Genomic DNA, 15,095 nt, shown 5'->3' with positions numbered 1-15,095 from the left:
TTAAAAAGCACCGGCGATCGGGTGGCGGGCGACAAAGTGCCCGGCGCCAACCTGCACCAGCGGTGCGGTAACGGGTTCATCGCCCAGCGCGCGCACCGGGCTCGGGATCTCATCGGCCGGCAGCGGCTGCCGTTTGTGGGCGTGAGCGGGATCGGCCACCGGCACCGCCGCCATCAGCTTGCGGGTGTAGGGATGCTGCGGATTGTCGAACACCGCCTGCCGCGGGCCGATCTCGACGATCTGCCCGAGGTACATCACCGCCACCCGGTGGCTGATCCGCTCCACCACCGCCATGTCGTGTGAAATAAACAGAAAAGCGATGCCGAACTCGCGCTGCAGATCGAGCAGCAGATTGACGATCTGCGCCTGAATCGACACGTCCAGCGCCGAAACCGCCTCGTCGGCGATCACCACTTTCGGGTTCAACGCCAACGCGCGTGCGATGCAGATACGCTGGCGCTGGCCGCCGGAAAATTCGTGCGGGTAGCGGCGCGCGTGTTCCGGCAACAGGCCGACGCGTTCCAACAGCCAGGCTACCCGCCGTTCCGCCTCCCGGCCGCGCATCACGTTGTGCACCAGCAGCGGCTCCATGATGGAAAAACCGACCGTCAGGCGCGGATCGAGCGAGGCGTAAGGATCTTGAAAGATGAACTGAATATCGCGCCGCAGGTGCTGCAGCGCCGGCCCCTTCAACCGATCGATTCGCCGCCCGGCGAAGGTGATGGTGCCGCTCTGGCTGTCCACCAGTTTCAGCAAAGAACGCCCGGTGGTGGACTTGCCGCAGCCGGACTCGCCCACCAGCCCCAGCGTCTCGCCGGGGTAAAGATCGAAACTGACGTTTTCCACCGCGTGCACCCGGCGAGTGACCCGATTGAACAGCCCGCCGCGCAGATCAAAACGCGTGACCAGATGATCCACCCGCAGGATCGGCGCGGCGCCTGGCGGCACGGTATCCTGCGGCGCTTCATCCTCCTCGCCCCCCGGCAGCGGAAACTTCGCCGGCAGCGGCCGATCGGCCATCGCCCCCAGCTTCGGCACCGCCGCCAGCAGCGCCCGGGTATAGGCCTGCTGCGGCGTGGCGAACAGCTCGCGCACCCGATTTTGCTCCACCTGCTCACCGCGGCGCATCACCAGCACCCGGTCAGCAATCTCCGCCACCACCCCCATGTCGTGAGTGATGAAAATCACCCCCATCTGCATCTCCTGTTGCAGCACGCGGATCAGCTGCAGGATCTGCGCCTGAATGGTGACGTCGAGGGCGGTGGTGGGCTCATCGGCGATCAACAGCGCCGGCTTGCAGGAGAGCGCCATGGCGATCATCACCCGCTGGCGCATGCCGCCGGAAAGCTGGTGCGGGTAGCGCCCCAGCACCTCTTTAGCCTCCGGAATACGCACCAGATCGAGCATGCGCAGCGCCTCCTGGCGCGCGCTGCGGTGATCCATGCCCTGATGCAAACGCAGCGATTCGGCGATCTGCTCGCCGACCGGAAACACCGGGTTGAGCGAGGTCATCGGCTCCTGAAAGATCATCGCCATATCGGCGCCGCGCACCGTGCGCAGCGTGCTCTGCGAGGCGCGCGCCAGATCGAGCAGCGCGCCGTCGCGCCGGCGCAGCGTCATGGCGCCGCCGACGATGCGCCCGCCGCCCTGCTCCACCAGCCGCATCAGCCCCAGTGAAGTCACCGATTTGCCGGAACCGGACTCACCGACGATCGCCAGCGTCTCGCCGCGATCGAGCTCGAACGACAGGTTGCGCACCGCTTCCACGGCGCCTTCCGATTGAGGAAAGCTGATGCTCAGATCGCGCACCGACAGCACACGCTGCGGCGGCAATGGCAGCCCGTCGCCGGCGGGCCGGAATGAAACGTCGGTCATACACCCTCCCGGTGAACGCTTAGCGATAAATCCCGACGGACGGCGCATCGCCGACATAGCCAAAACCGCGGTACATCCCCTCGCTGTTGAACGGCAGCGCGATATTGCCGTGGCGATCGACGGCGATCATGCCGCCGCTGCCGCCCAGCGCCGGCAGCTTCTCCATCACCACCCGATCGCTGGCCTCTTGCAGGCTGAGGCCGCCGTATTCGATCAGGGCAGAGACGTCATAGGCCGCCACGCCGCGCATGAAGATTTCGCCGGTGCCGGTGCTGGAGACCGCCACCGTGGCGTTGTTGGCATAGCAACCGGCGCCGATGATCGGCGTGTCGCCTACCCGCCCGGCCTGCTTGTTGGTCATGCCACCGGTGGAAGTGGCGGCGGCGAGGTTGCCCAGCGCATCCAGTGCCACCGCGCCGACGGTGCCGAATTTGCGATCGGGATCGAGCGGATCGCCGGCCTGCGCCGCGCCGTCGTGATCAAGCAAGACCCGCCCCTGCTCCGCCTGGGCGCGGTGCAACTGATCAAAGCGTTCCTGGGTAAAGAAGAAGTCGGGAGTAACCATTTCCAGGCCGTGGGCGGCGGCAAACTTCTCGGCGCCTTCGGCGGCAAACAGCACGTGCTCACTGTTTTCCAGCACCGCGCGCGCCGCCAGCACCGGGTTGCGGATATGGCTGACGCCGGCGACAGCGCCGGCGTCGCAGGTGCGGCCGTCCATCACGCAGGCGTCCAGTTCGTGGGTGCCCTGATGGGTAAACACCGAGCCTTTGCCGGCGTTGAACAGCGGGCATTCCTCCAGCAGCCGCACCGCTTCGGTCACCGCGTCCAGCGCGCTGCCGCCCTGCGCCAGTACCGCCTGCCCGGCGGCCACGATCTCGGACAGCGCCTGGATATACTGCCGTTCTTTTTCCGCACTCAGCGCCGCCCGGGTAATTGCGCCCGCGCCGCCATGAATGGCAATCACTGGTTTGCTCATTTGCCTGACACCCTGTGTTAATCCCGCCGTTGCGCAGCGAATAAGCTGAGCGCGGTATCATTATTATTCAGTCTTTTTCGACTCTATTTAGTCCTACAGTGGAAGTACAGCATAACGTCCACGTCCCGCTTTTAGCGTAGCGCGCTTAGACCATTTCGCACCTTGAAATAGCTTATTGGAATAAAAACAGCAGGTTATAAAAAGCGGCAAACCGCTGACAGTGCGGCTGGGATTATTGGTAATTTCGCGAGAGGAAATAGCGGCATGGCGTAATGAAATAAACGTTCGCGCTGAGTCACGCTTATTGTGGCGCCCGGCCTGCTGTTTTTTCCCCGGCCGGGCGCAGATGATCCGACGATTAAAAACCCGAGCCGGGCTGCCGTAAAAAGGCCTCTTCTTCCGGCGTGCTGATGCGCCCCAATATTGCGTTGCGATGCGGGTAGCGGCCGAAACGATCAATGATCGCCTTATGCCGTAGCTCGAACTCCAGCTGGTCGCCGTTATTAAGCTCGGTATATAACACCAGCGCCTGCTGGTGGATCAGCGGCGATTCCGAATGCATGAACGGCAGATAAAGGAAGCCGCGCTGCTCACGGCTCAGCCGTTCGCACTCGCCGCTGCGGATCGCCTCCTGCGCCAGGACCAGCGCCATGCCGTCGCAGGCGAACGACTGCGGCGTGCCGCGAAACAGGTTGCGGCTGAACTGATCGAGCACGATCACCTCCGCCAGGCGCCCTTCGATGGTGTCGCGCCAGTGCGCCAGTTCCCCCGCCGCCGCCGCCCGCCAGATTTCGCCGAAGCGGCTATGCAGCAGACGATCGAAATCATCGTCCTTTTTGAACCACATCACCGGTTCGATCTCGTCGAACCAGAACTCGATAACCTGTTTATGCATCATGATCCTCCTGTGTTTTAGGCAGTTTATACCCGTTCGCGCTTCCGGCGCAGTGCGAAAGATGGCGGGCATAACCCGTTCTCCCCCCCGGCGTTCTCTGCCATAATAGCCGCACTTTGTCGCTATCATTGCGCACCCTGATTACGGAGTTCCCCTTATGGATCATTGCCATACTTCCGATCTCATCTCCCTGGAGCAAGCGCTGGAAAAAATGCTCGGGCAGATCGCACCGCTGCAACAAACCGAATCCGTCGCGCTGACCGCCGCCGCCGGCCGCATCACCGCCGCGCCGGTGGTCTCACCGCTCGACGTGCCGCCATTCGCCAACTCGGCGATGGACGGTTATGCGGTACGCCTCGCCGATCTGGCGGCCAATGCGCCATTGCCGATCGCCGGGAAAGCCTTCGCCGGCGCGCCGTTCGACGGCCAATGGCCAGCCAACAGCTGCGTGCGCATCATGACCGGCGCGCCGATCCCGGCCGGGGCGGAAGCGGTTGTCATGCAAGAGCAGGCCGAAGTGAGCGACCAGGGCGTGCGTTTTACCGCCCCGGTAGAAGCCGGCCAGAATATCCGTCTGGCGGGTGAAGACATTCGCCAAGGCGCCAGCGTGTTGCCGGCCGGCGTGAGGCTGGGCGCCGCGCAGCTGCCGCTGCTGGCTTCGCTCGGCGTCGCCGAAGTGCAGGTGATGCGTAAGCTGAAGGTCGCGGTGTTCTCCACCGGCGACGAACTGCAGCCGGTCGGCCAGCCGCTGCAGGCAGGCCAGATCTACGACACCAATCGTTTCGCAGTGCGCCTGATGCTGGAGCAGCTGGGCTGCGAAGTGCTCGATCTCGGCATTATCCGCGACGATCGCGATGCGCTGCGCGCCGCCTTCGAACAAGCGGATAGCCAGGCTGACGTGGTGATCAGCAGCGGCGGCGTCTCGGTCGGCGAAGCCGACTACACCAAACAGATGCTCGACGAACTGGGCCAGGTCAGCTTCTGGAAGCTGGCGATCAAACCCGGCAAACCGTTCGCCTTCGGCAAACTGGGCCACGCCTGGTTCTGCGGCCTGCCGGGCAACCCGGTTTCCGCCGCCCTGACCTTCTACCAGCTGGTGCAACCGCTGCTGGCGAAGCTGGCCGGCCACAGCGACTGGCGCCTGCCGCCGCGCCTGCGCGCGCGGGCGCTGACGCCGCTGAAGAAATCGCCGGGGCGCCTCGATTTTCAGCGCGGCGTGTTCAGCAGCAACGCCGCGGGCGAACTGGAGGTGAGCACCACCGGCCACCAGGGCTCGCACGTCTTCAGCTCCTACAGCCAGGGCAACTGTTTCATCGTGCTGGAGCGCGAACGCGGTTCGGTGGCGGCGGGTGAAACGGTGGAGATTGAGCCGTTCAACGCCCTGCTGAGGAGCTGAGCATGCTGCCGGAATTGACCGACGCCGAAGCGCTGCGCTACAACCGCCAGATCGTGCTGCGCGGCTTTGACTTCGACGGCCAGGAGAAGCTGAAGGCCGCCCGCGTGCTGATCGCCGGGCTGGGCGGGCTGGGCTGCGCCGCTGCGCCTTATCTGGCGGCGGCCGGCGTCGGCCATCTGATACTGGTGGATTTCGACACCGTCTCGCTCTCCAATCTGCAGCGCCAGATCCTGCACCGCGACGATCGCATCGGCCAGAGCAAAGTCGCCTCCGCCAGACAGGAACTGAGCGCCATCAATCCGCATATCCGCATCGACGCCATCGACGGCCGGCTGGAAGATGACGCGATCGCGGCAGAGATCGCCGCCTGCGATCTGGTGCTGGACTGCACCGACAACGTGGCGGCGCGCGACGCCCTGAACCGCCTGTGCCACGCACTGCGCAAACCGCTGGTTTCCGGCGCGGCGATCCGCATGGAAGGCCAGCTCAGCGTGTTCACCTATCAGCCGGGCGAGCCCTGCTACCGCTGCCTGAGCCGGCTGTTCGGCGACAGCGCCCTCACCTGCGTCGAGGCGGGCGTGATGGCGCCGCTGGTCGGCACTATCGGCACTCTGCAGGCGATGGAAGCCATCAAGCTGCTGGCCGACTACGGTCAACCGCTGCACGGCAAGCTGTTGATGTTCGATGCGATGAGCATGCAGTTCCGCGAGATGAAACTGCCGAAGGATCTGCACTGCGAGGTGTGCGGCGGGGAATGACGGATAAAAAAAAAGGGCGGGATAATTCCCGCCCTGATGCGTTGCCGCGAGGGTTACACGATACCCTGGCTGCGCAGATAGTCTTCGTAGTTGCCGGTAAAGTCGATCACCTTGTTCGGGGTGATTTCCAGAATGCGCGTCGCCAGCGAGCTGACGAACTCACGGTCGTGGGAGACGAAGATCAGCGTGCCTTCGTACATCTCCAGCGCCATGTTCAGCGATTCGATGGATTCCATATCCAGGTGGTTGGTCGGTTCGTCCATCACCAGAATATTCGGGCGCTGCATCATCAGCTTGCCGAACAGCATGCGGCCCTTCTCACCACCGGACAGCACCTTCACTTTTTTCTTGATGTCGTCCTGGCTGAACAGCAGACGGCCCAGCACGCTGCGCACCGCCTGCTCGTCGTCTTTTTCCTGCTTCCACTGGCTCATCCAGTCGAACACGCTCAGGGTGTCGTCGAACTCGTATTCGTGATCCTGCGCGTAGTAACCGATACGGGCGTTTTCTGACCACTTGACGGTGCCGCTGTCCGGCTGCGCGTCGCCCACCAGCGTTTTCAGCAGGGTGGTTTTACCGATGCCGTTGGCGCCCAGCACCGCGACCTTCTCGCCCACTTCCACCATCAGGTTCAGCTTGCTGAACAGCGGGCCTTCGTCGAAGCCCTTGGTGAGCGCTTCCACTTCCAGCGCGTTACGGAACAGCTTCTTGTCCTGCTCGAAGCGGATGAACGGGTTCTGGCGGCTGGAGGCTTTCACCTCTTCCAGTTGGATCTTGTCGATCTGGCGGGCGCGGGAAGTGGCCTGCTTAGATTTGGAGGCGTTGGCGCTGAAGCGGCTGACGAACGATTGCAGCTCGCTGATCTGCGCCTTCTTCTTGGCGTTGTCCGCCAGCAGACGCTCGCGCGCCTGGGTGGCGGCGGTCATGTATTCGTCGTAGTTGCCCGGATAAACGCGCAGTTCGCCGTAGTCCAGATCCGCCATGTGGGTGCAGACCATGTTCAGGAAGTGACGGTCGTGCGAAATGATGATCATGGTGCTGTTGCGCTCGTTGAGCACGTTTTCCAGCCAGCGAATGGTGTCGATGTCCAGGTTGTTGGTCGGTTCGTCGAGCAGCAGGATTTCCGGATCGGAGAACAGCGCCTGCGCCAGCAACACGCGCAGCTTCCAGCCCGGCGCGATTTCGCTCATCGGGCCGTAGTGCTGCTCCACCGGAATACCCACGCCGAGCAACAGTTCGCCGGCGCGCGCTTCGGCGCTGTAGCCGTCCATTTCGCCGTAGGCCACTTCCAGATCGGCCACTTTATAGCCGTCTTCTTCGCTCATCTCCGCCATGGCGTAGATGCGGTCGCGCTCTTCCTTCACCGCCCACAGTTCGGTGTGGCCCATGATCACGGTGTCCAGCACGCTGTACTGCTCGAAGGCGAACTGATCCTGACGCAGTTTACCCAGGCGCTCGTTCGGATCGAGGAACACGTTGCCGCCGCTCGGCGCCAGATCGCCGCCGAGGATTTTCATAAAGGTGGACTTGCCGCAGCCGTTGGCGCCGATCAGGCCGTAACGGTTGCCGCCGCCGAATTTGACAGAGATGTTTTCAAACAACGGCTTGCTGCCGAACTGCATGGTGATGTTGTTAGTGCTTAACACAGCGCTCGCTCTTTATACATAGGGAATGTGATTTGGCGCGCATTATGCCACAACGGGGTGCAGAGATCGCGGGAAGTTTCGGTGACATTTTGAGCGCCTGCGGCATCCTATCCTTTTCGCAGGCGGCATAGTTGAATTAACGCGGCGGGAACTTCGCGGCAATCATCGCCGCCGTCGGCTGCACGCCGCCCAGGCTCCATTGTTCGGGCGCATGTTCATCGATTCTGACCCAAACCGACTGCCTGAACGCCGGATCGCCTCGCCCTTCTATCTCCACCAACAGATCGGTAATGCGGGACAGCAATTCGCTTTTTTGCCGTTCATCCAGCATGCCTTTCACCGTTTGCACATTAACAAATGGCATTATACTCTCCTTGAATATAGATAAGTCTAAAAACAAGACTTAGACTAGCGAAGGAAAATGCCCATGTCAAAATCTCCCGATCTCCCTACCGTTTCTCTTGCCCTGTGCGGGCTGGCGCAGGCCGCGGACCTGCTTGGCGATCGCTGGACGTTGCTGATCCTGCGCGAATCATTCTACGGCGTTCGCCGTTTTGAAGAGCTGCGCGAGAATATCGGCGCTTCGCGCCAGGCGTTGAGCAACCGTCTGAATGCCATGGTAGAACAAGAACTGTTGGCCAAACGCGCTTACCGGGAGCCGGGCGAGCGCGAACGACATGAATATGTCTTGACGGACAAGGGGCGCAGCCTGGGGCCCATCCTGATTGCGCTGATGGCATGGGGCCACCGGCATATTCTGCATGACACCCCCCACGTTCAACTGGTGGATAAACACAGCGGGCTGCCGGTGCAGCTGGCATTTATCGATGCGCAGGCCCGCGTGGTGCCTGAAAACGCGCTGCAAATGTCGGCCGTTGAGCTCCCCCGGGCCTGACTTACCCATTCTGGTCTACGCTTGATACCAGACTGATTTAGGACAAGGATGCTGAACCATGCCACACCTCTATAACACCGCGCTGCTGATCGGCGCCGCGCTGAGCGCCATCGCCGCCCTGCTGCATATTTGGGTGATCGCCGCCGGGCCGCGCGGCTATCGGCTGTGCGGTGCCGGCGATCGCTTCATTAAGGCGGCGGAAGCGGGTAAAAAGTTCCCGGCCGTCGTCACCGCCGGTATCGCGCTGGTGCTGTTTATTTGGGCGCTGTATGCGCTATCCGGTGCGGGCCTGATCGCGCCGCTGCCGCTTCTGCGGCCCGCGCTGTTTATCATCACCTTTATCTACCTGCTGCGCGGCGTCGCCGGCCCTTTCGCCCTGCGCGATACCGGCCGCAGCCAACGCTTCATCGTCGTCAGCTCGCTGATTTGCCTCGGTTTCGGACTGGTGCATCTGCTGGGGATGATGCAGCGCTGGGGGGCGTTGGCGTAACGCCCTGTTGCTGCAATACGGCAATAAACGCCTGCGCTGCGGCGCTGCGGTAAGCGCCTTGGCGCTGCAGCAACACCGCCTGCCGGGCCGGCATGGCGTTGGCCAGCGCCACCTTTTTCAACTGCCGGTTCTCGCGCGCAATGGCGGCCGGCAACAGCGTGGCGAGCTGCCCCCGCCGCACGATCTCGACGATGGCACCCAGCGCATTGGCCTCCACCGCCACCAGCGGCCGGAAACCGAGCTGCGTGCAGTAGCGATCGATAAACTGGCGCGTGGCAAAATCGCCGCTCAGCAAGGCCAGCGGCAGATGTCGCCACTCCGCCAGCGTCAGCGGCCGACGCCGCGCAGCCAGGGGATGATCGGCGCCGACCATCAGCTCCAGCGTCTCGCTGAACAACGGCGTGGCTTCCACCTCCGCCGACTGCGCCATCTCGAAGGCAATCCCCAGATCCAACCTATCCTGCGCCAGCAACGCCTCGATCCGCTCTTGCGCCATCTCCTCAATGCTCAGCGTAATCCCCGGATAGCGGCGGTAGAACGCATCGATCGCCGGCCCCACCAGATAGGCGGTGAACGTCGGCGTCATCGCCAGCCGCAGATGGCCGCGCGCCAGCGTCGCCACGTCATGGATCGCCCGCGCGCCGGCGTCCAGATCCTGCAGCGCCAGCCGCGCATAGCGCATCCAGGCTTCACCGGCGTCGGTCAGCTGCACCCTTCTGCCGCTGCGATCGAACAGCGGCGCTCCCAGCGCATCCTCCAGCTGTTTGATCTGCTGCGACAAGGTCGGTTGCGAGACGTGCAGCGCTTCAGCGGCGCGGGTGAAACTGCCCTGTTCGGCCACGGCCAGAAAATAACGGATATGTCGCAGCAGCATAGCGCCCCAACTATTAGTAATACCTATAGCCATCATTATAAATGGGTCTTAGACCCTATAGCCAGAAGCGTTCATCATGCCGTCATCGCTTACCCCCCAGGGAGAAAAACAATGAAAGAGGTGATTGAGGGTTTCCTGAAGTTCCAGCGCGAAGCCTTTGTTGAACGCACGGCGCTGTTTCAGCGGCTGGCGACCCGCCAAAATCCGCGCACCCTGTTTATCTCGTGTTCCGACAGCCGCCTGGTGCCGGAGCTGGTCACCCAGCGCGAGCCGGGCGATCTGTTCGTGATCCGCAATGCCGGTAACATCGTGCCTTCTTTCGGCCCCGAACCCGGCGGGGTGACCGCCTCGGTCGAGTACGCGGTCGCCGCGCTGGGCGTGGAAGATATCGTGATCTGCGGCCATTCCGACTGCGGCGCGATGACCGCCATCGCCACCTGTCAGTGTCTGGATCACCTGCCGACGGTCGCCGGCTGGCTGCGTTACGCCGATTCCGCCAAGGCGGTCAATCAGGCTTATCCGCATGTCTCCGACGAGGCCCGGGTCGCGTCGATGGTGCGCGAGAACGTCATCGCCCAGCTCAACAACATCAAAACGCACCCTTCCGTCGCCCTGGCGCTGGATCAGGGCCGCCTGACGCTGCACGGCTGGGTCTATGACATCGCCAGCGGCGCTATCGAGGCGCTGGACGGCGAAACCCGCCGCTTCGTGCCGCTCGCCACCCATCCCGAGGTGACCGCCACGCCGGCGATCGTCCGTTTTTAAGCCAACAAAAGGAGCCAACATGACACACTCTCTGCATAACGCCGCCCCGCGCGAAGCGCTCACCGACACCATCATGGCCGCCAAGATCCGCCATAACCTGACGTTCGAAGCGCTGGCCGAGGGCACCGGCCTCAGCCTGGCGTTTGTCACCGCCGCCCTGCTGGGGCAGCATGCGCTGCCGGAACCGGCAGCGCGCACCGTGGCGGCCAAGCTGGGGCTGGATGAAGAAGCGGTGCAGCTGCTGCAAACCATCCCGCTGCGCGGCAGCATTCCCGGCGGCGTGCCGACCGACCCGACCATTTATCGTTTCTATGAAATGCTGCAGGTCTACGGCTCCACGCTGAAAGCGCTGGTGCACGAGCAGTTTGGCGACGGCATCATCAGCGCCATCAACTTCAAGCTGGATATCAAGAAGGTCGCCGATCCGGACGGCGGCGAACGCGCGGTGATCACCCTGGACGGCAAATACCTGCCGACCAAGCCTTTCTGATTGGCCTTGCGCCGGCGGCCCGCGTCGCCGGCAAATTGACAGCCAACCGGCCATTGGCTACATTAACTGCGCTGAAACGCCGCCCTGGCGTTTTTCACTGCCCGAGGCCTGTATGTTGGAGATTGTAACCACCCGATAGTCGCTTCCTTGCCGTATGGCGAGGGACTCTGACGTATCCGACGCGCGTTTGCGCGGGGATGCGCGTATCTGGGGTTATTACAGGATCTCCCAACATGAACATTTCCAAAGCGGAACAACGCGTGCTGCACGTGTTGGCCAAAGGCGGCTATATCGCCTTCACCCGCAACGACGCCGGTCGCGTCACCCACGTCGAATGCTACACCCGCGAAGGGCTCGGCCTGGCCGACTGCTCGCTGGCCGTTTTCACCAAGCTCAAAACCAAACGCCTGATCCTCTCTCGCCAGGGGCGCCCTTATCGCGTCACCTTCGCCGGGCTCAAGGCCGTGCGGGCGCAGCTGGACAACCGTTAATCATCGATACCGGCCGGGCAGGCAGTCCGGTCGGTTCAGCGTTTTTAATCAGGATACAACCATGAACATCACGTTACGCCACGAAACGCCGGCCGACGTCGGCGCCATCACCACCCTGACCGCCGCCGCGTTCCTGCACGCCGAACACAGCAGCCACACCGAACAGTTTATCGTCAATGCGCTGCGCGCGGCGGGAGCCCTCACTCTGTCGCTGGTCGCCGAGCAAAATGGCACACCGATCGGGCACGCGTCCGTCTCGCCGGTCGTGCTCAGCAACGGCGCCGCCGGGTGGTACGGGCTGGCGCCGGTGTCGGTGCTGCCGGCCTGTCAGAACTTGGGGATCGGCAGCCGGCTGATCCGCCAGCTATTGGCCGAACTGCAGGAACGCGGCGCCGCAGGCTGCGTGGTGCTGGGCGATCCGAACTATTACGGCCGTTTCGGCTTCCAGGCGCAAAGCGCGCTGACCCTGCCGGGCGTGCCGCAAGACTACTTCCGCGCCATCGCCTTCCAGGGCGCGCTGCCGTGCGCGGAGGTCGCCTTCCACAACGCGTTTAACGCCGAAGCCTAACCCTGTTGCCGGCGCCGTCATGGCGCCGGTTTTCAGTCCCGTTCGCCATAACGCAAGACGGTCATTCCTTCCTCTTCCGCCGGGGGAACAAAGTACTGTGCCAGGCGTTCAAACTCCGCTTCGCTCAGTGTAAACGGGTGCTCGCCGCGCGCGTTTCTCAGCGTTATCCGGCTCAGGCACTGCGCATGGCTGGCGTCGAGAAAGTGCAGGCAGTGCGCGACGCCGGCCTCCTCCGCCAAGGCTTTGGCCCAGCGCCGCCTGTCCGGCGTATTCATCGGGAAATCGAGCGCCACGGACCAACCGCCGCGCAGCAGCTGAACGAGGTGCCCGCCCAGCGCCCGCCGTAACCGTTCGGAACAGCGCACGTAGTCTTGCAGGCTGGCCATCTCCTGTTCATATAGCGTCGCCAGCCACGCATCTTCGCTCAGCAACAGCGTTTGCGGTTGCTGCGCCAAACGCTGCGCCAGCGTCGATTTGCCTGCGCCGGCCTTGCCGCACATCAGGTGTAAAACTGCAGGGTAGGTTTTCATGCCGTTCTCCGGTCATTGCCGGAAGGGGATAAAAAAACCCGCCTTGCCGGCGGGTTTTTTATTGGCGACACACGCGCTATCCCACCACACGAAGCATGGTGATAATAATTTGCGCGAATGGGCGATAGGATCTTTTCATAACTAAGGAATATGACAACCGTGCGCCGTTGTCAATTCGCCGTCATCAATCCCTGTTCTCGCACAAACTCGGTGAATAAACTCACTTTCTGCTGCAGATGCCGGCGCGTCGGGTAAACCGCGAAGACCTGATGCACGTCGGCAATCTGTTCAGGGAACAGCCGCACCAGTCTGCCGGCGGCGATTTCGGGATCCGCCACGAACGACGGCAGCGAACCGATGCCCAGTCCCGCCATCAGCATATCCCGCAGCATCAGGCTGTTGTTGGCGATCAGCCGGGGAGTGAACGTCACGCTCAGGCTCTCCTCGCCGGCGGTGAACTGCCACTGCCCCGGCTTTTCCGCCAGGGAATAGGCCAGACAGCTGTGTCGCGGCAATTCATTGGGCGTTTGCGGCACGCCGTGCTGCGCCAAATAGCCGGGCGCGGCGCAAATTCGCTGGTGCACGTCACCCAGCGCCCGGGCGCTGAGGGAAGAGTCCGGCAGCCGTCGGCGAATGCGCAAGGAAATATCGAAACCAGCCGCCACTACGTCCAATACCCTGTCGTCCAGCGTCAGTTCCACCTGCAACTGCGGGTAACGTTGCATAAACAGCGGCAACAGCGGCGACAGCACCGTCAGGCCGAATGAGAGCGGCGCATTGACCCGCAGCGTGCCGGAGACCTGCTGCGCGCTGGCGGCAACCGTCTGTTCCAGCGCGTCGAACTCGCCGAGCAACCGACAGGCTTCCTGGTAATAGATCTGCCCGGCTTCGGTCAGGCTCATGCTGCGGGTGGTGCGCACGAGCAACAGCGTCCCCAACCGGCTTTCCAACTGCTTAATCTGCTTGCTCAACGCCGCCGGGGTGATCGCCAGATCCTCCGCCGCCTTATAGAAACTGTTGCGCTCAACCACGCGGCGAAAGGCGCGCATCGTCAGTAGCACGTCCATATTATGTCCTGATAGTTAATTATAAATTCAATAAAACACAGATTATTAACCCCAACAACCTAAGTAGACTTTATCCAACCGCTTCCCTGAGTGGTAAGTGAATTTAATCTACTGATAATAATGGAGTTAATAATGAAAAAGACCCTGTTCGCCCTGATGCTCGGCCTGAGCGCCGCCACCGCCACCGCCCCCGTCGCCGCGCTGGCGCAATCCCCCGCCGCCGATAGCCGCCAGGCGGGTTATGTGCAGCCGCTGACCGCCGACAACAGCCTGTTGCTGTTGGTCGATCTGCAGGACATGTTCGGCATGACCATTTCCTCTATCGATCAAACCAATCTGGTGAATAACGCCGCCGGCATCGCCAAGGCCGCCAAAGTGTTCAACGTGCCGACCATTCTGGCCTCGGCCAACGCCAAAAGCTTCGCCGGGCCGGTATTCCAGCAGGTGACGCAGGCACGCCCGGACCTGCAGGTGTACGACCGCACCGCCATCAACGTCTGGCAGGATCGGCGCGTGGTGGATCTGATCAAACAATCCGGCCGCAAGAAAATCATCATCGGCGGGCTGTGGACCGCCAGTTGCGTGATGTTGCCGGCGCTGTCCGCCCTGGGCGAGGGGTATGAGGTTTATATCCTGTCGGACGTCACCGGCGACATTACGCCAGACAGCCAAAACAACGCCATGCAGCGTCTGGTTCAGGCGGGCGCCACGCCCATCAACTGGGTAGCGTTGATGCTGGAATGGCAGCAGGACTGGAGCCGTAAAGCCACGGCGGGGGGCGTATTGCAGATCGCTCGCGACCACGGCGCCGCCTGGGGGATGGGCGCCAGCTACGCCGGGGCGATGAAGGTGGGCAGCGAGGCGAAATAGCCGGTGACAGCCCGCCGACGGCGGGCTTTTTCTCAGGTACGGTGATAACAACGGCTATCCTGCGGCGCCTGGTCGCGACTTTCCAGCCCGTAGTCCCGCACCACCTCCGCCACCCGCAGGCGATACTGCGCCAGCACCTCGCCACGGCCGCGCGCCTGCGCCGCCCGGTGCTGCTCGAGATTGCGCCACTGCTGCACCGCCGCCTCGTCGCGCCAGAAGGAGAGCGACAGCAGGCGCGCAGGATCGGCCAGGCTTTGAAAGCGCTCGATGGAAATGAATCCGTCGATCTGCGCCAGCAGCGGCTTCAGCTCCGCCGCCAACGTCAGATAGGTATCGCGCTGCCCGTCGGCAGCCTGCAGTTCAAACATCACGGCAATCATCCTCGTCTCCTCTCAACGGTAAAATTCCGGCACGCGCGCATTGAGCGAACGGCGCCACTGCACCGATTTCAGCGCCCGCTCATCAATATCCAGCGGACACGGGCGCACAGCACCAGAATGCGATAGCCA

General features: G+C 62.8%; 18 protein-coding genes. 9 read left to right on the top strand and 9 right to left on the bottom strand.

From position 1 onward, the window contains the following. The 3 genes from WFM45_RS03415 to WFM45_RS03405 form a co-directional block, all read right to left on the bottom strand. Window positions 1-1,875 carry a dipeptide ABC transporter ATP-binding protein gene (locus WFM45_RS03415; RefSeq protein ID WP_015377210.1) on the bottom strand — a complete coding sequence of 625 codons (1,875 nt, stop codon included), beginning with the start codon at window positions 1,873-1,875 and terminating at the stop codon, window positions 1-3. 19 nt (window positions 1,876-1,894) lie between these two features. Further along, entirely contained in the window at window positions 1,895-2,851 is a 957-nt protein-coding gene (locus WFM45_RS03410) for an isoaspartyl peptidase/L-asparaginase family protein (protein ID WP_015377209.1), read from the bottom strand. A gap of 358 nt (window positions 2,852-3,209) precedes the next feature. After that, on the bottom strand, window positions 3,210-3,746 hold the full coding sequence (locus WFM45_RS03405; RefSeq protein ID WP_004938999.1) for a DUF924 family protein: 537 nt from the start codon (window positions 3,744-3,746) through the stop codon (window positions 3,210-3,212). 157 nt (window positions 3,747-3,903) lie between these two features. Here WFM45_RS03405 and moeA point away from each other — a divergent pair, with 157 nt between their 5' ends. Both moeA and moeB read left to right on the top strand, forming a co-directional pair. Next, window positions 3,904-5,142: a molybdopterin molybdotransferase MoeA gene (gene moeA, locus WFM45_RS03400; protein ID WP_336954589.1), complete on the top strand. Its 1,239-nt coding sequence runs from the start codon at window positions 3,904-3,906 to the stop codon at window positions 5,140-5,142. A 2-nt stretch (window positions 5,143-5,144) separates the two neighbouring features. Beyond that, window positions 5,145-5,900, top strand: a complete 756-nt coding sequence (moeB, locus tag WFM45_RS03395) for a molybdopterin-synthase adenylyltransferase MoeB (RefSeq protein WP_336954587.1) — start codon at window positions 5,145-5,147, stop codon at window positions 5,898-5,900. A gap of 53 nt (window positions 5,901-5,953) precedes the next feature. Here the strand turns inward: moeB and WFM45_RS03390 are convergent, their stop codons facing one another. Together WFM45_RS03390 and WFM45_RS03385 are read right to left on the bottom strand one after the other, a co-directional pair. Continuing rightward, window positions 5,954-7,546 carry an ABC-F family ATPase gene (locus WFM45_RS03390; protein WP_048322591.1) on the bottom strand — a complete coding sequence of 531 codons (1,593 nt, stop codon included), beginning with the start codon at window positions 7,544-7,546 and terminating at the stop codon, window positions 5,954-5,956. Between the two features lie 136 nt (window positions 7,547-7,682). Next, a complete protein-coding gene (locus WFM45_RS03385; protein WP_004939015.1) occupies window positions 7,683-7,910 on the bottom strand; it encodes a tautomerase family protein in 228 nt (75 codons plus the stop codon). A 63-nt stretch (window positions 7,911-7,973) separates the two neighbouring features. On the opposite strand from WFM45_RS03385, the gene WFM45_RS03380 reads away from it, so the two are divergent. Both WFM45_RS03380 and WFM45_RS03375 read left to right on the top strand, forming a co-directional pair. Next, entirely contained in the window at window positions 7,974-8,441 is a 468-nt protein-coding gene (locus WFM45_RS03380) for a winged helix-turn-helix transcriptional regulator (RefSeq protein ID WP_336954583.1), read from the top strand. 58 nt (window positions 8,442-8,499) lie between these two features. Beyond that, a complete protein-coding gene (locus WFM45_RS03375) occupies window positions 8,500-8,931 on the top strand; it encodes a hypothetical protein (RefSeq protein ID WP_033633722.1) in 432 nt (143 codons plus the stop codon). Here the strand turns inward: WFM45_RS03375 and cynR are convergent. Then, the gene (gene cynR, locus WFM45_RS03370) at window positions 8,855-9,805 is read right to left on the bottom strand and encodes a transcriptional regulator CynR (protein WP_156865361.1); all 951 of its coding nucleotides are present in this window, start codon (window positions 9,803-9,805) and stop codon (window positions 8,855-8,857) included. The genes WFM45_RS03375 and cynR overlap by 77 nt on opposite strands. 111 nt (window positions 9,806-9,916) lie before the next feature. On the opposite strand from cynR, the gene WFM45_RS03365 reads away from it, so the two are divergent. From WFM45_RS03365 to WFM45_RS03350, 4 genes are all read left to right on the top strand, one after another. After that, the gene (locus WFM45_RS03365; protein WP_336954579.1) at window positions 9,917-10,570 is read left to right on the top strand and encodes a carbonic anhydrase; all 654 of its coding nucleotides are present in this window, start codon (window positions 9,917-9,919) and stop codon (window positions 10,568-10,570) included. Window positions 10,571-10,589: 19 nt separating this feature from the next. Then, window positions 10,590-11,060: a cyanase gene (gene cynS / locus WFM45_RS03360; RefSeq protein WP_004939029.1), complete on the top strand. Its 471-nt coding sequence runs from the start codon at window positions 10,590-10,592 to the stop codon at window positions 11,058-11,060. Between the two features lie 233 nt (window positions 11,061-11,293). Continuing rightward, window positions 11,294-11,551, top strand: a complete 258-nt coding sequence (locus tag WFM45_RS03355) for a YjhX family toxin (protein WP_004939031.1) — start codon at window positions 11,294-11,296, stop codon at window positions 11,549-11,551. 61 nt (window positions 11,552-11,612) lie between these two features. Next, entirely contained in the window at window positions 11,613-12,119 is a 507-nt protein-coding gene (locus WFM45_RS03350) for a GNAT family N-acetyltransferase (protein ID WP_336954576.1), read from the top strand. Window positions 12,120-12,151: 32 nt separating this feature from the next. Here WFM45_RS03350 and WFM45_RS03345 read toward each other — a convergent pair whose 3' ends face one another. Next, a complete protein-coding gene (locus WFM45_RS03345; protein ID WP_079449484.1) occupies window positions 12,152-12,649 on the bottom strand; it encodes an AAA family ATPase in 498 nt (165 codons plus the stop codon). A 170-nt stretch (window positions 12,650-12,819) separates the two neighbouring features. Next, a complete protein-coding gene (locus WFM45_RS03340; protein WP_336954571.1) occupies window positions 12,820-13,716 on the bottom strand; it encodes a LysR family transcriptional regulator in 897 nt (298 codons plus the stop codon). Between the two features lie 132 nt (window positions 13,717-13,848). Between WFM45_RS03340 and WFM45_RS03335 the strand changes: the two genes are divergently transcribed. Beyond that, a complete protein-coding gene (locus tag WFM45_RS03335) occupies window positions 13,849-14,586 on the top strand; it encodes an isochorismatase family protein (RefSeq protein WP_033633729.1) in 738 nt (245 codons plus the stop codon). Between the two features lie 32 nt (window positions 14,587-14,618). On the opposite strand, the gene WFM45_RS03330 is transcribed toward WFM45_RS03335, so the two are convergent. Further along, a complete protein-coding gene (locus WFM45_RS03330) occupies window positions 14,619-14,966 on the bottom strand; it encodes an antibiotic biosynthesis monooxygenase family protein (RefSeq protein ID WP_004939060.1) in 348 nt (115 codons plus the stop codon). Window positions 14,967-15,095 lie beyond the last annotated feature (129 nt).

This window comes from Serratia sp. KG1D (assembly GCF_037150675.1).
GTDB classification, from domain to species: Bacteria; Pseudomonadota; Gammaproteobacteria; order Enterobacterales; family Enterobacteriaceae; genus Serratia; species Serratia nematodiphila.
This window is presented reverse-complemented; position numbering and strand designations above follow the sequence as displayed.

Excerpts from the sequence above, each read along its gene's own strand:
- WFM45_RS03355 (WP_004939031.1), top strand. The coding sequence starts at position 11,294 with ATGAACATTTCCAAAGCGGAACAACGCGTGCTGCACGTGTTGGCCAAA.
- cynS (WP_004939029.1), top strand. The coding sequence starts at position 10,590 with ATGACACACTCTCTGCATAACGCCGCCCCGCGCGAAGCGCTCACCGAC.
- WFM45_RS03380 (WP_336954583.1), top strand. The coding sequence starts at position 7,974 with ATGTCAAAATCTCCCGATCTCCCTACCGTTTCTCTTGCCCTGTGCGGG.
- WFM45_RS03385 (WP_004939015.1), bottom strand. The coding sequence starts at position 7,910 with ATGCCATTTGTTAATGTGCAAACGGTGAAAGGCATGCTGGATGAACGG.
- cynR (WP_156865361.1), bottom strand. The coding sequence starts at position 9,805 with ATGCTGCTGCGACATATCCGTTATTTTCTGGCCGTGGCCGAACAGGGC.
- WFM45_RS03375 (WP_033633722.1), top strand. The coding sequence starts at position 8,500 with ATGCCACACCTCTATAACACCGCGCTGCTGATCGGCGCCGCGCTGAGC.
- moeA (WP_336954589.1), top strand. The coding sequence starts at position 3,904 with ATGGATCATTGCCATACTTCCGATCTCATCTCCCTGGAGCAAGCGCTG.
- WFM45_RS03350 (WP_336954576.1), top strand. The coding sequence starts at position 11,613 with ATGAACATCACGTTACGCCACGAAACGCCGGCCGACGTCGGCGCCATC.
- moeB (WP_336954587.1), top strand. The coding sequence starts at position 5,145 with ATGCTGCCGGAATTGACCGACGCCGAAGCGCTGCGCTACAACCGCCAG.
- WFM45_RS03345 (WP_079449484.1), bottom strand. The coding sequence starts at position 12,649 with ATGAAAACCTACCCTGCAGTTTTACACCTGATGTGCGGCAAGGCCGGC.
- WFM45_RS03340 (WP_336954571.1), bottom strand. The coding sequence starts at position 13,716 with ATGGACGTGCTACTGACGATGCGCGCCTTTCGCCGCGTGGTTGAGCGC.
- WFM45_RS03335 (WP_033633729.1), top strand. The coding sequence starts at position 13,849 with ATGAAAAAGACCCTGTTCGCCCTGATGCTCGGCCTGAGCGCCGCCACC.
- WFM45_RS03405 (WP_004938999.1), bottom strand. The coding sequence starts at position 3,746 with ATGCATAAACAGGTTATCGAGTTCTGGTTCGACGAGATCGAACCGGTG.
- WFM45_RS03330 (WP_004939060.1), bottom strand. The coding sequence starts at position 14,966 with ATGATTGCCGTGATGTTTGAACTGCAGGCTGCCGACGGGCAGCGCGAT.
- WFM45_RS03365 (WP_336954579.1), top strand. The coding sequence starts at position 9,917 with ATGAAAGAGGTGATTGAGGGTTTCCTGAAGTTCCAGCGCGAAGCCTTT.
- WFM45_RS03410 (WP_015377209.1), bottom strand. The coding sequence starts at position 2,851 with ATGAGCAAACCAGTGATTGCCATTCATGGCGGCGCGGGCGCAATTACC.
- WFM45_RS03415 (WP_015377210.1), bottom strand. The coding sequence starts at position 1,875 with ATGACCGACGTTTCATTCCGGCCCGCCGGCGACGGGCTGCCATTGCCG.